This is a genomic window from Vallitalea sediminicola, assembly GCF_054408565.1.
This window is the reverse complement of record NZ_BTPT01000042.1, coordinates 24,474-42,074: the sequence shown is the minus strand read 5'-3', so window position 1 is coordinate 42,074 and position 17,601 is coordinate 24,474. Positions and strand designations below refer to the sequence as shown.

Sequence of the window (17,601 nt, the reverse complement as noted above, 5' to 3'; positions counted from 1 at the left end):
ATATTGGAGGTTTTATGATGTTAACTGTTTTAATTGCTGATGATGAGTATTTTATTAGACAAAGACTAAAAAAAATTATTGACTGGAAAGAATTAGAGCTGGAATTCATTGGTGAAGCAGAAAATGGAAACGAAGTTATTAAAATAATAGATAATAACCAAGTTGATATACTAATGTTAGATATAAAGATGCCAATAAAATCGGGAATTCAAGTAGCAGAATACATTATGACTAATAACATCAATACAAAAATCATTATATTAACTGGTTATAATGACTTTCACTATGCTCAAAAAGCTGTAAAATTCAAAGTAGAAGATTATCTTCTAAAACCAATTAATAAGAACACATTAAATGAAGCGCTACTATCATGTAAAAATACAATATTGAAATCTCTTGAAAAACAGCAAAAAATATTTGATTATAACAATTACCAAAAACGTACATATCTATATAATACCATCTTAGATTTTAATAATATCCACAGTCTCCATAAACAATTCCCAGTCCTAAAAAATTATGATTCATTACAATTCATAGGTGTCTTCTGCCCTAACGACCATGATAATTATATAACAGCATTCATTACTTATTTAACCAAACACTTTAATGAATTAATTAAAGAAACTGTTCTTGTGCAATCATTCAAAGAAAATGAATCAGTTTCAATTATTCAGTTTATAATAAAAATCAAATACCATTTAGAGATTAATTATATTAACCGATTGATTGCTGATTATATTATTAAGTATGATAATATTTTTATTTCTGTCGGTGACTTCATTCCTATCAATGAAAATTGGACAAGAAATTATAATCTAGTATGGGATCTACTTTATCAAAGATATTTCATCGATAACAGTATTATATTAAGCAATCAGTCAACATCTCTAAATAAAAATAAGCACAAATCAATAACTATAAGAAAAAAATTATTACTATGCTTGAATTCTAAGGATTACAGAGGTCTTCACAAATTGATTGATGACATCTTTATTGATATTAAAAAAAATGCTTCAAAAGATTATCTAATTCTATCATTAACGGAAATATTTGTTACTCTAGAAATTAATTTCCCTGACCAGATCAATTCTAAGAAATGTATCAATAGTTTTGTACAAGAGTTGATATCAGAAGATTATTCCCTTCAACATCTACAAGATATAGTTGTAGCCTATACTAATCAATGTATGGATTACGTTAATCATGAAAAACCCTCTAATACCTCATTGGTTAATAAAGTGATTAAATACATCCAAAATAATTATGTAAGTCCCTCTCTATCAGTAGCTGAGATTTCGGACTATTTTGATTTAACTTCTACTTATCTAGGAAGTATTTTCAAAAAAATAGCTGGCCAGTCCATTCTACAATATATAACAGAACTTAGAATGGAACAAGCCAAAAAACTTCTTCGTACCAACAAATATAATATTACAGAAATTTCACAGATGGTTGGATACTCAGATGTATTCTACTTCAGTAAAAAATTCAAGAAGATTCACGGATGCTCTCCTAAGCATTATTCTTCTTAAGATTTACTATTTATTAAGATACTCATCGGTACATTCAACTATATAATCAACATCTTTTTCGCTGACGTCATTATTGGTTACAAAACGCATAATGCCATTTTCAGGACCATTGACTTTAATACCTTTTTTATTGTAATAGCTGATGATATCATCATAATCAATATCCTTAGTTATTTTGAAAAATACCATATTGATGTGAGTATCTTCTAAGAACACTTGAATATTGTCTAAGTCATTTAATTTAGCTGACAAATTCTTAGCATTTTCATGGTCAATATGCAAACGTTTTGTCATGTCTTTCAATGCTACCAATCCAGCGGCAGCTAATATACCAGCTTGGCGTAATCCGCCACCCATAAGTTTTCTATTCTTTCTAGCTTTATCAATAAAAGTTTTAGTTCCTGCTACAATAGAACCAACAGGGGCACATAAACCTTTTGACAAACAGAACATTACAGTATCACAATATCTAGTAATCTCTTCTGCCTCAACGTTAAGTGCAGCTGCCGCATTAAACAACCTTGCACCATCTAAATGTACTGGTATATCTTTTTTTCTGGCAACCAAATATATTTCTTCTAATACTTCAACTGGTATTACTCTTCCATTAGAATGAGCATTCTCCACACATATAAGTCCTGTTTTGGGATAATGCAAATCTTCTTCCCTTATTTTACTTTTTATCTCTTCTACATCCAATATTCCCTTATTACTTGTAAGAGTTCTAAGTTGAACACCTGCAATTACAGATGATGAACCAACCTCATGTTGAACTATATGGCAATCATCACCTAATATCACTTCATCACCACGATTACAATGTGTAAGTAGAGAAACTTGATTTCCAAAAGTACCACTTGGTACAAAAATAGCCGCTTCTTTACCAACTAACTTGGCAGCATATACCTCTAATTCATTGACTGTTGGATCATCCCCATATACATCATCTCCAACAACAGCATTAAACATAGCTTCTCTCATTTTCATCGTTGGATTAGTTACTGTATCACTTCTCAAATCAATCATATTAGTATCCTCCTTCGTAAAATCTTGTTATACATTATAACATTAATTACAAACAACTAACATTAAAAATCAAATATATTTTATATTACCAAATACCAACTCCTTAATAATTTTAATTCACTAGACTTACAAAAACAAAAATAAAGGCATCCAATATGTAATCAGACACCTTCACCTTAATATTAATTATAATATTCTAATTATAAACTTCAAACTCATATATTGATGGATCTCTACCCCAACCACAAGAATCTGTTTTTGATGATGTAATATATAATCTTACCTTACTCGATTCTATAGGCTCAAAAATATTAATACAATAATGACCTATTGTTGAATCTTCAGTAATATCTATCCAATTGCCATCATCAAGATATTGTAACTTATATCCTGTAACCCTGTCTAGGAATTCTCTTAATACAATCTTGCTGAAAACAGTTGGTTCTCCAAAATCAATTTCCAACCATTCACCTGGTCCAGTACCCCCTGCTGCATTCCATCTAGACATGAGATTATTATCAGTTACATGATCAGCTCTATAGAAATCATCATTATTATGATAACTTGAACAGCTTACATTCTTATTAGAAGCAAGATTATATCCTAGATCACTTACTGGAATTTCATCACTATCACTGTATAATTCGAATTCATATATTGATGGTTCACTTCCCCATCCGTTAGAATCCTTCTTCGTGTCAGTTACATACAGCCTTACTTTATTAGATGTTACTGTATCAAAATTAAAAGTATGTACCGAATCATCAACATTAGTTGCAGCTGTAATATTAACCCACTGTGTTCCATCCCAATATTGAAGTTCATATCCAGTCATCCTATCTAGGAATTCCTTAATGACAACCTTATTGAATGTAACCTTTTTGTCAAATTCAAGCTTCATCCATGAACCTGATTGGTCGCTATGTGCCGCATTCCATCTTGTGTTAATAGAACCATCAATAGCATACTCATCTATATTATCCCCATTCTCATAACTAGAAGTACTTACGTGTGCAAAAGGAGCAATGTTTTTACTTGTTGTATCCTGATTAATTCCTGTAGCATTAACTGATATATCAACTGGTCCATTATGATTGATTGTTATTGTATATTCTTTTAATTCTTCATCCCAAGATGCTGAATAATTATAACCATTATTACCCTCTATACTAGTTATACTTGGCTCACCATCTGTAGCTCCCTTAATCTTAATGATACTCTGACGCAACTCATCATCTGTAGGATTAGCAATATACTGATTACGGACATACTCTTTGATATCATTCTTGAACTCGTAATTAGGATTATTCCATACATCTGTTTCAGCATCAATGCGATAATTACTTAGATGTATATCAAGAGAATTTTCACCTTCTTCAATAATGCTGAAAGTATGAGGGTCAATCTGTCCACTTATACTTGTACAGGTATTTATTTTAAGGGGAAACTCAAAAGTTGTAGCAATATTCTCATTCTCATGAGGATTAGCAATAAACCAGTTATCATCAACATTTACAAACCAAGAATCACCAATCCCTATAGAATGATAAATAGAATTCATAAGATTGACCTTTTCATAAACCGATGGAAAATGACCATCATATTTATTAGAATGAAGAATGCTAGTAAAATGATTCATCTCATCTTCACCTGACAGAACAGGTAATATTGGTATTCCAAAATATCTTCCATTGGAAGGCATCCATTCATGCTCACTATTATCTGCACCATATAATTTCTTGAAGAATTCATCATCCTCCAATGAGCCTGGCTTCTGCTCTGTTGGATGGAATGCAACCTTAACTTTATCATATACTTCCTGTTTACTTGGAATGATAGAATCATTAATCATTTTTCTTATCAATGGTAAGACAACATTATTGAATGCTGGTGTCAGCTGGTCTGATTCCATAGATGTAAAACCATGATAAGGACATTCTAATGAAAAAACATTAGCGCCAAATGCCATATCCTGCAACCAATCAACCCCATATTGAGCATCTGGGAATGTAAATACTTTCTTCCATTCATCTTTTCTGAATATATCTGTCCATATAACGGATTCAGGTTCTTCATATAGTCTTGAATAGCCTGCTTCAGCCCATAACCAGTCTTCGGAATTACTTCCCCAATTCCCAGCTAAATCTGACAACCAGAATCCCATTGCTGCTGCTGGTGTAACAAAACGTTTACTTTTTCCATTGTGCTTATCCATAATAATAATATGCTCACTGTTTTCCTTGAACTTATTGAAGAGTTCATTATCAGCTCCTGTTTTCAGAAAGACATGTGTAGTGAATGTAGCCATATCCTGCCATATGAAATAACCACCTTTCGCTGCTACTGTATCAATGGTATCTTTCATAGATTGTATTGTACTAGCATCTGGAGTGACTACACCTAGATTGGCAACACTAAGCTCAGCAATACACAATCCAATAAGTACAGAATACTCATCAAACAGCTGTGAATAATATGATTTTGGTATATTACTATGAGTATTGAATGATTCATTTTGAATAATTACAGGAACACCTAATTCTTGTGCTTTATCCAACATGCTTTCAATCCAATTCCTATTGACTTCAGTATAATTGTAAGGAGATTCAGGTAAAATCATGATGGCAAAATAATCTTTGACATCATCTGGTAATACAGTCCAAAAAGCTTCAATATTTTCTGGTCCCTGATCTCCATAATAGATATTGTAGAAAAATAAAGGGTTATCTTCCGATATAGGTCTTCTAAGAGGTGTTGACGCTTGAACATCATGATTGATATTGAATACACTAGACATAGAACTAAATAAAAATATTGATATTATGAAAAGACTTACAATTCGTTTCATTATTCTTCCTCCATATGTATATTTTAAACTGCATTGAACTTCAAGAAAAAGGCTATGTAGTAGTATTCTAGTAGAAATATTTTTTGTGTAAGTCAAATAATACAGCTCATATATCATCACCTCTATTATAACTTATTTATTCCATATCTTAATTATATTGAATTAGGTATGATGGATATATGAGCATTTTTTTACATTCCTTATCTTTTATTTACTTATCAGTTTCAAAAATATAACATATGTATTATTAGTAATAAAAAGCGTATTTTTCCATTGCATCCATTAACGCCTTAACATTTTCCAAAGGAATTCCCGGATAAAGTCCATAGATCATCATAAGGCCTCCTTCCTTCCTCCCTATTTTTTTCACTTCTTCTTTAATAAGTGCATCAACTTGCTTCGGAGTACCATTTGGAGTAACAAATTGTCTATCAATATCAAGCTCTATACAAACTTTTCCACCGAACTTATCAGCTATCCAATCAACACCATTAACATTATCTTGCATATTGATTACTTCTACACCACCATCAATAAGGTCATCTATGAGATCATGTAAATCCCCATCAGAATGCATATGGACAATGACCCCTTTTTCACGAGCTGGTTTCATTAATCTCTCATAACTTGGTTTTATGTATTTTTTAAAATAATCAGGTGATATCATAGGTCCTTTCTGCATTCCTAGATCCTCAGCATAACCCATCACATCAACACCTATTTCAAGATATTTATTAACGATATAACTATTAAACTCTTCAATCATATCAATTAATTTTATAAGGTTCGGATGATCATCAACCATATCAAAAATAAGATTTTGATAACCTCTGATATCACATAACTGAAGGAAAGTATGTCCATGTCGTAGTCCTCCAAAAACCAAATCTCCATTTTCCCTAGTTTTTTTAATATCTTCGTCTATTTGATTCCAGTCAATATTACCAATGCCCATACACTTTGCAGCATTTGGTGCCTTATAGTTTTCAAAGGCTCCCCAATCAGCTAGAGGATGCTTAGTCACCGTTCCTGTAATTCCATCCATAGATGTTTCCCATAAACAGCCCCAGTCATCTACGAACGGCTCATCTTTACGTGCACAATTAGCGAACTTAGGTTTATATATTCCTTCTGGTCTTTTGAAGTCAGGAAATAAGAACTTATGTGTCTCAATTAACTCAAGAAGTTCTTCTTGTGGATAATGCTCCCAACAAGAATCATTAATATGAAAAGCCATAGGTATATAGTCAGGTTTTTCGAATCTTACTGTTTTCAGATAATTTATTTTATTATTCATTATATTTACCCCCTGTTTTTTTACTATATTATATCAATTTTATTTATAACTTTCTTTCAAATTAGTAACGTGCTATAATATCATACAAATGAAATAAATATATAGGAGAGATTAATAGTGAATAAAAAGACTAGTGTCAATGAACGCTGTGTAGTTGATTTTTCAGTTATTGATGAAGATTTCTCTTTTACATTAGGGAAAGTAAACTATATAAAAGCAAGACAACCTCTTAATGCACATATTCATGAAAACAAGATAGAAATAGTCTATATCGTAAAAGGTGAACAGATATATAATGTAGAAGGCTTAGATTATGTAGTAAAAAGTGGAGAGGGTTTTATAGTCTTTGCTGACGAACTACATAGTACAGGTTCCAATCCTGAAGATAAAGCTTATTTCTATTATTTCATTATAAACCTAGAAAAACATAAAAACGATTTTATAGGATATGGAGATGTTGAAGGTAATAACATTATCAAGTTAATAAATAATAAGGATAATCGAGTTTTCAAAGGTTCAACAGAAATAGCTGCTACCTTTGATAGATTGATCCAAATCCCTTTTAGTAATATACCATACAAAAAAACTATCATCAGAAACCTTATCTCTGAATTATTACTTAACATAATAGAATGTAAGAACAAAGATGTTTCTGATTATCATAGTGATACTATGAAAAACATAACTGATTACATAGAACAGAATATATACAACAGCATTAGTATTTCTGAACTGGCTGACATATGTGGCTTGTCCGAAACAAGATTCAAAATAAAATTCAAAAAGCAATTTGGTATGCCTCCTCATGAATATATTCTAAGAAGGAAAATACTTGCGGCCAAGATTTTGTTACGGTCATCTAGTATGACAATGACTGATATAGCATATACATTATCTTTTTCTTCTAGTCAATATTTTTCAACTGTCTTCAAAAGATTTACTTATATGAGCCCGAAAGATTATAAAAAAAGTACTGCCAAAGAATCATTATAATAAAATGCAAATAGGCTGTCTTATATAATACATGTATAGATTGTTAATGTATTATAAGACAGCCCATTTTATCATTTACTATTTATTATATTGAATTCCACCTACATCATATATGCAAAGCTCTTCTATCTTGGGTTCAGCTGATGCTGAATCAATATATAGCCTTACTTTGGTTCCTTCAACTAGATTAAATTCTATTTCTTTTGAATTTCCTATCGTTGTTCCTGAGTAAGCGTCTACCCATGCTGAGCCATTGTAATATTGTATTCTGAATCCACTTACTGCATTATCCCTTTCATTGATGACCACTCTATCAAATGACATCAATCTACCAAAATCAACTTCCAACCATACTCCTGAAGTTTCTCCATTAGCAGACCAGAAAGATTCCCTTGTTCCGTCTACAGCACACTCTGGTATTGTTTGATAAGTATAACTAAAATTACCTGCACTACCAAATAGATAATCATGTTTTGATGATGCATTGACACTTTTACCTATCACAAGATTTTGATCACTGAATGTGCCAAACTGTACAATACTAGGATTAGAATCAGCAGTATCTATGTATAATCTCATTTTATTGGTACTTACTGTTTGGAACGACTTATTTACCTGTGCACCTATTACATTATCACTATAAATATCAATCCAATCATTACCATTCCAATATTGCAAACGGTAAGATGTTATATTATTACCATTTTCTTTTATTTCTACTCTATTTACCTGAGTCTCATGGGATAGATCTACTTCTATCCACTGGTCATTTGCTTCACTAGCTGTCCAATAGGTTAAATCATCACCATCAACAGCTTTATTTGATATATCAGAACCGTTCACTGAAGAAGCAGCAGTTATTTTATTCAATGAAGAATCAATTGGACCAATATCTGGTTGTCCATTATCTCCATTAAGAATTATATATGGAGTATGACTCTCTACATATATATTAACCTTACCATTTGTTACTGGTATTTTTTTAATATATGACCTTCCGCTTTCTGTAAGCTCATATAAGTCAACAAATGAATAATTACTCCAATTTGATGGTAATGTCCATTCACGTAATTTTGCACCATCATAATATATGAATATTTTTTCTGAACCATCTGGTGATGGAATAAATCTGTCATAACCATCAGCTATAGTAACATCTCCATGAGTTAGACTATATTTATTTTGAGCTTTATCCCATCTAGAAATTACATTATCCGTAAAATTCAATTTATACTCAGTGTTATTATCTGTCCAACTTAATGCATTGTAGTTTCTCATGTATGCCGCTGGTAAAGCATAGATATATGTATCAGCTACTATATCATCTTTCACACCAATATTAAGGTTTCCCCATCTTTCGTTAGATGAAAGCACTCCCCAAGTTTCTTTATATCCTGCACCTGGGTAATGATTAGAGTCTTCGTAATACTTGGCATATATTGTTTGTCCCTCATTAATGAAATTATCTACTTTTGAATCTCCCCATCTGCTTTTATATACAAATATACCATTTCTGCGATGTAATGGCTGATAATACTCAGTAGCCATATAGACTCCTCTTTGTCTGAAGCCGTCTGCCTGCATCTTCATTGCAAATCTCTCTTCTGCATCATAGTAATCATCATATGGACTATTTTTGACAAGCATGACATCTTGATATATTACTAATGGTTCCCAATAATTATCTAGAAATTGATTCCTTCTAATATCCATAGTACCTTTTTTATAGTCTTTGAAATGAGATATTGCATAAGCAGTTGGTAATGCACCATACTGCCAAGATTTTATTCTATGACCGAATTTATTCTTAGCTAATATATCGTCATCGTAAGTAGGTGAATCTTCATACATATCATCTGCATTGACATGGAAAGATAATTCTCCATTGTAATTTTTGATTTTTGAATAGTATTCAACTGCTGTATCCTTACCGCCTAGACCTGGATTAAATACTTGATTCCAATCTGGATAATCATCATCATGTCCATGTCCATTCCAACCTACATATGCCATCACATGGTTAGAACCTTCTGTCTGATAATATATCTGTTTCATGAAAGCTAAGGTTTGAGGATAAGTAGTTTTTATCTGTGATGCTCCTCCTAATGTACCCTTTTCATCTTGGTATGCACCTTGTACTTGGTGCCAATTACCTCCATTTTGAAAGAAAGTTTTCAAATCCTCTGGCAATTGTGGCAACTGATCTCGTACCCATATAGCTCCATCTTCCCAATTCACGTATGAGTTGTTATTAGTATCACTCCCAATAAATGTTTTACTCTCAAACATTAAATCTGGTTTAATACCTTTAACTCTATAATGGTATTGGTTATCATAGATAGCTAAACATTTTCTACCATCCGCTCCTGTTTTTCCAACAAAAACAAAAGGATAGTCATAGACATTGTTATAAACAGCCCCAACAGCATTATCATTCCATATTATAGGCCAATCAGTATATTCAGAAGTTCCCTGAAAATCCGAAACATTTTTAGCGATATCTCTTATTGTATGTCCGCTACCTTCTAAAAAAGTATATATACCGTAAGCTCCTGATTGTTCTTCTACCGTTCTCATGATAGCTGTATTTATTTTAATGGTCTCAACATTAGGCTCCCCATTACCACTAATACTTGTGATTTTTCTGATCAATGCATTATCTTCTAAGGTAAAATTATAATGTATAGATACATCGAATCCCGGTATGTATACATCATAGTCCGCAGACTCCCCATTAGTTACAAGGGACGTTACTTTTATATCATAAGATGTCCCATTAATATTGATCTGAGGATGTTCCTGTGCATCTGCACCAAAAAGCATTGCTTGAGTATTATTGATTCTATATTCCAATGGTTGTGGGAAAAACTTATCCAATTTGACAGTTATCATGCCATTAGTTATATCAGTTGTAGCCATAGCATCATCAGTCTGCATTATATCATCAAATAAGTTATCCGTTTCAGACCATCCTATGAAACCGACTTTACCACTAACTGCTGGTTCACTATTATTTAACTGTCCTTCATAGATTATATTTCCATTACATGTTACTGTTATATATTTGTCAACATATATTACTCTCACTGTATACCATTCATAAGGTGTCAATTCATCTCTTTGAATATATATATCATCGGAATTAACACCGTTTATGGTTTCCCTGATTCTCCAATGACCATCTTTTTCATACCCTACCCAAGTATATGTATCATTGGATGCATATCTGAATAGTCCTCCACACCTTGCTTCATCAGATGGTCTCATACGAAATTGGTACAGCCCATTTTTAATATTCATAGAAGCATTGTCTACTGCAAAAACATCCCCACTTGTCCCTAATAACCTTACGATACCGTCATATCCATATAAACTAGCCGATTGATTATTAACTATAGTCAGATTATCTATCGTATTGTCATTAAAATCATCAGTATAAGTTTCAATACTTGTAGATTCATTTGTATCTAGACCAGGTACTAAATCAGATGCATAAACTCCCTCAAACATCTTGAAATATAAACCTGATATCATGCACATTACAAGTAGTAAAGATAGTACCTTCTTTGCTTTTTTACCCTTCAACCTATCTTTCATATACTTTCTCCTCCAAATATATAAATTTGTATTTAAACATCTATTAGGACTTATTGTAGATTAGATATCACTGTATACTTTCATTTTATAATTATATTTCTTAGGAACCCTGATATCTTCTTCTTTGACGTTAGGGTTTTTGGATTTGAATATTTGTTCCCATAATTCAGTGATGGATATTTCTCCTTCACGAATATCAACAACATCCAATCCGCCTTCTTCATTCATCATTATGTCAGCTTCATCAACACAACCTGTATTAACGTAAGCAAAAGCTAAATACATCTTTATTCGATTATTATTTTGAATTGTTTCTCCTAACATTTCATATATCTTGATTACAAGTTCATAGAATTCATTGTTTAATATAAGTTTCATACAGCTTTCACATAATGAATAATCCTCTCTACCTAACTCTATAGCTTTTACTGCATACTTTACTGCCTTATTGGTCTCATCTATTTCATTGTATAGATATGCTAATCCATGATAAGTCCACTTATTCACTTCTAAAAACAAGGATTCCTTGAAACAATTCAAAGCTTTTTCAAGTTTGTTAGTATACTTGTACATAACCCCTAATTGGTACCATACATACCAATTATCTTTTCCTTCTGCTTTGGATGACTTTTCTAATATGTCTATCCACTCATTACCAACTACAAAACACGCAGGTGCTATATCAGCATCCTTATCTGTAAAAGTATTCATTTGTAAGATATTCAACCAATCTTTGACATCATCATTGACTGGAAATTCCAGATGTTCACTTATTGAAATTTCTCCCTGTTTTTCTCTTAGCTTATTCTCTAGAGCACCATAACCACTAGCAGATTGAACAAGATTGAACTTTTTCTTACCTATTGATTTCTTAGTATCAGAAACTAAAGTGTTCAAGTCATATTTTTTCCATATATCTTCTACTTGATTATCTACAGTTCTTACTGCATCATCATAATCATTAAATATATTCTCTGAGTTTACATCTAGACTTGTATAGCATTCTATCCATTCCCAAACAGTATTAGGAGGCATTGGAATACATTCATATTGTGTTTTGGCTACACCCGCTTGAATTTCTATGTATTTTCCTGCATCTCTAGTTAATACATCTTGCCAATTATCGGAACCTTCTATATGTCCCCATGAAAACAATTTTCTTCCTTGTAATCTACTAGAAGATAACTGCAAAAGTCCAAAACCATCATTATCAACATTAGCTATGTATTTCTTAGTATCTGTTGGTATATCAAAAAAATAATCTACCGACGATATAGTATTTCCATAGAAGGTTATATCATAACCAGCTTCATCATCAACAGGTACTGGAACTTTTCTTATACCACCACTTGTAGAATTTTTATATGCTGTTGTTGCTGGAACAACAAGTCTTCCATGATCATATTCTGGAACAGCTATATTGGACCACCAATACATAGGTATGATTTCAGAATTTCTATTATCTATACGCATCCTACAGAATAAGATATTGGAATCTTTTTCTAACCAGAAATCCATTTGATAAGTCACTTTACGAATTCTCTCAAATTCATAGAATCTGAGTATAGGAGTACCATCTTCTCTTGTAGTTTCAGCTGCATATAACTTATCGCAAGTAAATGGTGAATGTCCTATCACTCCTAAGTTCCACTCTACTCCTCCACTGAACCATGCATTTCTTAGAGCCAAATTTCTAGGTTGTATTACATCATTGGTATATAACAGATTCTTACCAGTCTTCTTATCGATTAATTCCCATAGTCTACCGCCATATTCTGTTAAGAATGTTGCCTTTAAGTAATCATTTTCCAAAACAGCTACAGCTACTTCACTATTTTTTAGATTGGTAGTGTATTGATTCTGCTCCTTATATGGAAAACACCCTACAATCTTGCCATATCCAATATGCAACCCTTCATCTTCAGATAAGAAATTTTGTTGTTTATCTTTATTCTGAACATTAATCATTTCACATATTGACGGTACTGAAGATTCCAAGATAGAAGTTTCGCATTCATAATAATAATTAGTAAATATAAGTGATGGCTTCATTTTAATTCCTCTTTTCAATTATCGAATTTATTTAATTTAGCTTATATGGCTATTATAGTACACTCTTCGTTTTTCATTAACTTAACTTGAAAATCCATTCCTTGTGCACAATTAATTTTTTCTATGTTATCTTTTCTATTAATTACTATTAAGTCTGAATAGAATTTATTTTGTATGATGAATTCTCCTTCTTTTTGAGCTTTTAAGTGTATATATTCCACTTTACCATCTTTAATTGATGAAGAAATCAAAATACCTTTCATTCCTCGGAAGTTGGTAAAACTAGTACCATTCTTCTTCCACTCATCAGGAATAGCAGGAAACACTCTTATGACTTTATCAAATGTCTGTAGTAACATTTCTTGAATAGAATCAGCAGCACACATATTGCTTTCCAAAGTAAATGGTCTATAATGCCAATTAGTCAATCCTTTACTTTTATAATCTCCATTTAGATGGAAACCATTTCTTGAACAAAGATTTTCCCAGAATAATTTTAATTGAAAAGCAGCTCCTTCACCATTTCCTTGCCTTGAATAAAACTTGGACATCCATGTAAATGAAAATCCTACCCATAAACCTTTCCCTAGTTTTTCTAGATCATCTATTGTACTGTCAATTATCTCTTTGTCTCTCCCACCTAGATTATAATTCAAAAGATCCAATGGATAGATTGCCATTGCATGACCATGATGTCTATGACTTTCTTTTAGTGATTCATCTGAAGACAACATAAGTACATTATTATCGTTAACAGCCAACTCAGGCAATAATTCCAACTTTTCTTTCCATATAGATTTTTCTTCATAGTCAAGAATATCTGCCATAGTATATAATGTAGAAAAGAGATATCTTAATAAAGATAAATCATAATTACTATTAGGTGTCAACCAAGCTTCTAATTCATCATCATGAATTTCTGGCGAACTAGATAATGGAAGATATAATTTTCCATCCTCACCTGGTTTCAGCCATCTTAACATACATTTTGCTGTTTCTTTCAAGTAGGGATATGCCTTGTTCTCTAAGAAATCATCATCTCCGGTATATTCCCAATGTCGTTGAAAGAATTGACACAACCATATCTGATTAGTAAGATTCAGACTATACATTGGCCATCCCCCAAGTGGTTTACCATCTATAGTCATTACAGCAGGCAGACATAATCCATCTGCATCAAAGAATGTCTTTGCGAATTCTTTTCCCTCAGGTACAAGATTCCATAAAAAATCTATGAAGCTTTCTCCTTCTTCTATATGATTAGCTTTTAAGTAATGCAAATAACTTAATTGTGTGTTGAGATCGTTATGGTAATCTCCCTTCCAAGGTGGCAATTCACCATTATCAGCTGTCCAAACTCCTTGTAACGGCATAGGAGGTGCATTTTTTCTTGAACATGATCCAAAAAGATAGTTAGTCAGATACCACATTTTTTCTAATTCTTTATCATATAAACTTACCCCGCTTTTCATCCAAAAGTCTTTCCACCATTTTTCATGTTCTAGTAACATAGTGTCAAAACCACAGTCTAGAGCTTTATTAATATTATCTTTAGAATCATTAAGCCATTCTTGCCCGTCTATACTTGAACCTATACAGTATACAATATATAGATTGCCATCAATAATTTTTTGCCCTAACATTATACCGTATTCTAATCCTTCTTCTGTTTTTTGTATAAACCATCTTAGATTATCTTCCTCTTGTAATACAACTTCAGGATATACTAGATTCTTCAAAGACTTATGTAATTTATCTTCATCTTTATATCCATCAATATCTTGTTTATCAGATTTCACTCCGAATTTTGGAGGTATAATCTCTACTCCTTTAACTATTTCGTAATTAGATACAGTTATTAATCCGATTTTTTTTGTAGCATGTATAAAAGTCTTAATACTAGACGTTATATCATGTTTTTTTACACTTATGTGAGCAACAGCATTTTCAATATTTAATTGGCTATCAATATGAACATTCTCACCGTAGTCCAATATTATTTTCCCCGCTGGAATTTTTGTTGGAGTTGGTTTATTATAGCAATTATCGAATAATTCCCTAATACCATTTTGATCTTTATTATGAACTAGCTCTATTAGTTTTTTATAATTGAAATCTTCTCTAAGAGTTTCGCTGGCTGGACGTCTATCCCATAAATCTCCTCTATCCAGACTAAAATTCAATGGTGAGCCAGTTCCCCATATCAAACAACCTGTTAATCCATTTCCCAAAGGTATTGCTTCATCCCAATTTAATATAGGCTCATTATATCTAATATTACAATATGGTTGTGGCATTCTACATTCTGTTTTACATTTCATAACAATTCTCCTCATATATCTGTTATCCCTATCATTATTTTAATGTACCAATATTATAAAGGTCCTTTTCAAAATCAACTTCTACAAAAGTTCCATCTGAAAATATTGTCTTTTGCTTATTACATGCTTCATCTAAAAATTCATGACTTACCATTTCACACATAGCTACTCTAGTAGATAAGTCACATATAATTTTATTTTTAATAATTTCTTCTTTATCTGCCTCAATACTAAGGTAACCTACCCCTCCATTCAATAATGCATATAAAAATCCATCTTGATGTACTGGTATTCCCCATCCTCCTTTTGTAACGGACCATGGTATTATTAAGCATTCATGATAAACTAAATTCAACAACGGTACTGGTATACCTCTTGATTTACCTGTATCTATATTAGGATATAAGGCATGTGGAGCATGATGAACTAGATTCATATGAGGTATCGCCCAATCACATCCTTCTTCAGAACTAGTTAATATTCCCCCTGAACTTACGTAATTAAAACACTCTATTCTTTTATTCATACAAGCTAACTTAGACATTTCGTGTTTTTCATGAAAACATTCATCAAGTTCCACTACACTGAACACATCTATATAACTTCCTTTTAACTCTATGCCTTTATTTTTTAACAGTTCAAAATTTCTTTTGACATAATAAGGCGCAAATTCAGTACATAAGTATGTTTGTTTTCCTCCTGCCCAAGTAGCTTCTGTATCAAGTTTTCCATCTTCATTAACAATTGCTTGATTAGTATCAAATGTCTCTGCATCAAAATAATAATCTCTATAGTTATCATGTGTCGCAAATATATACCCTAAATCTTTGCATGTATCTGATAGTTCTTTCATACCTTTGTATCCACCAGCACTTTCACATGGAGGTAATACATCTGGATGCTGGTTGTCATATCCCATTTTTCCCCATCCATCTAGGTGAACATATGCCTTCTCTACACCCATATTTTTTAGTTTTTCAAGCTGTTCTATCCTTGTGTTGAATGTAGTTATCTGATCATTATTACTTGGATTTTCTTTATCATAATACAAGCTATCTTCTACTATATGTCTACATATATCAGTATGTATAATGGGACTTCCAATAAGTTTTGTAACATTAGCATTTTTAACTGTTTTTTCTTCTAGGGTTACATAATTACCTTTTTGTTTTATATACCCTTTATATATTTTACATAATGAGTTATAATCACAATCCTCCAAGAATCTGTATACAATTTTTCGATTGTATCTAATACATCCTAATGAAGACTTCCAATAAGGAGATATATTAGTATAACCAGTTCCTGGATGATCTAAATCATAACCTCCGTCCCAAGGAGTCTCAGCTATAGCTATGTAACCTTTTCCTTCTTCAATCTGTCCAAACCAAGGCATGTAGGCATCTCTTGAATAATAATATCCTTCATCTATATGCTCTACTTTTTCCTTCCAGTTTGTTGGAATGATGCATCCCTGCATCATTGGTATTACTGTGTAATTATCACTACCTATTTTGTTGAATTCAAATGATCCAGGCCAATTAACTTTTTTGATAATACCTTTTGATTCTCTTGTTGTAATAAATTCAAAATGTACATCATTGTAAGTATCATCTATCCATATTAAAGTTTCAAAAGCAATATCTAATTCTTTACCATCAATAATAAACTCAGAAAAAATTGATTTTATACCCTCACCCAAACCAGTTTTGTATTTCTTATGTGATATATTTCTAGCTTGACAAAAATTGATTGTTTTATCTTTGTCATCCAATTTAATTTTTATAGATGGATTATACGCTTTATCATATTTCCATTCTTTACCTTTATTCGTTATAACCAAGCTCAAATCCCTTGCCGAGTAATTAATTACAATATTATTATTTTGCAAAAACAGAATATCTTTGTCCATATTTTACCTCCCAAAATCAT

The 17,601-nt window shown here is 31.9% G+C and carries 9 protein-coding genes; 2 read left to right on the top strand and 7 right to left on the bottom strand.

What is annotated here, in order from left to right; translation table 11 throughout:
- Positions 1–17 precede the first annotated feature (17 nt).
- Positions 18–1,535: a response regulator transcription factor gene (locus ACX6CF_RS17500; RefSeq protein ID WP_458786651.1), complete on the top strand. Its 1,518-nt coding sequence runs from the start codon at positions 18–20 to the stop codon at positions 1,533–1,535.
- 6 nt (positions 1,536–1,541) lie between these two features.
- Here ACX6CF_RS17500 and ltaE read toward each other — a convergent pair whose 3' ends face one another.
- The 3 genes from ltaE to ACX6CF_RS17485 form a co-directional block, all read right to left on the bottom strand.
- Positions 1,542–2,561 carry a low-specificity L-threonine aldolase gene (gene ltaE / locus ACX6CF_RS17495; protein ID WP_458786650.1) on the bottom strand — a complete coding sequence of 340 codons (1,020 nt, stop codon included), beginning with the start codon at positions 2,559–2,561 and terminating at the stop codon, positions 1,542–1,544.
- A 196-nt stretch (positions 2,562–2,757) separates the two neighbouring features.
- Positions 2,758–5,409 carry a glycosyl hydrolase family 98 C-terminal domain-containing protein gene (locus ACX6CF_RS17490; RefSeq protein ID WP_458786649.1) on the bottom strand — a complete coding sequence of 884 codons (2,652 nt, stop codon included), beginning with the start codon at positions 5,407–5,409 and terminating at the stop codon, positions 2,758–2,760.
- A 247-nt stretch (positions 5,410–5,656) separates the two neighbouring features.
- Positions 5,657–6,706 carry a uroporphyrinogen decarboxylase family protein gene (locus ACX6CF_RS17485; protein WP_458786648.1) on the bottom strand — a complete coding sequence of 350 codons (1,050 nt, stop codon included), beginning with the start codon at positions 6,704–6,706 and terminating at the stop codon, positions 5,657–5,659.
- 117 nt (positions 6,707–6,823) lie between these two features.
- On the opposite strand from ACX6CF_RS17485, the gene ACX6CF_RS17480 reads away from it, so the two are divergent.
- Complete coding sequence (locus ACX6CF_RS17480; RefSeq protein ID WP_458786647.1) at positions 6,824–7,699, top strand: AraC family transcriptional regulator; 876 nt, start codon at positions 6,824–6,826, stop codon at positions 7,697–7,699.
- A gap of 78 nt (positions 7,700–7,777) precedes the next feature.
- On the opposite strand, the gene ACX6CF_RS17475 is transcribed toward ACX6CF_RS17480, so the two are convergent.
- Genes ACX6CF_RS17475 through ACX6CF_RS17460 form a run of 4 tightly spaced genes read right to left on the bottom strand, consistent with a single transcriptional unit; the run spans position 7,778 to position 17,581 of the window.
- Entirely contained in the window at positions 7,778–11,296 is a 3,519-nt protein-coding gene (locus tag ACX6CF_RS17475; protein ID WP_458786646.1) for a discoidin domain-containing protein, read from the bottom strand.
- 60 nt (positions 11,297–11,356) lie between these two features.
- Positions 11,357–13,348: a DUF5107 domain-containing protein gene (locus ACX6CF_RS17470; protein ID WP_458786645.1), complete on the bottom strand. Its 1,992-nt coding sequence runs from the start codon at positions 13,346–13,348 to the stop codon at positions 11,357–11,359.
- Positions 13,349–13,389: 41 nt separating this feature from the next.
- The gene (locus tag ACX6CF_RS17465) at positions 13,390–15,669 is read right to left on the bottom strand and encodes a glycosyl hydrolase family 95 catalytic domain-containing protein (protein WP_458786644.1); all 2,280 of its coding nucleotides are present in this window, start codon (positions 15,667–15,669) and stop codon (positions 13,390–13,392) included.
- A gap of 34 nt (positions 15,670–15,703) precedes the next feature.
- On the bottom strand, positions 15,704–17,581 hold the full coding sequence (locus ACX6CF_RS17460) for a DUF5696 domain-containing protein (RefSeq protein WP_458786643.1): 1,878 nt from the start codon (positions 17,579–17,581) through the stop codon (positions 15,704–15,706).
- Between the last annotated feature and the right edge of the window lie 20 nt (positions 17,582–17,601).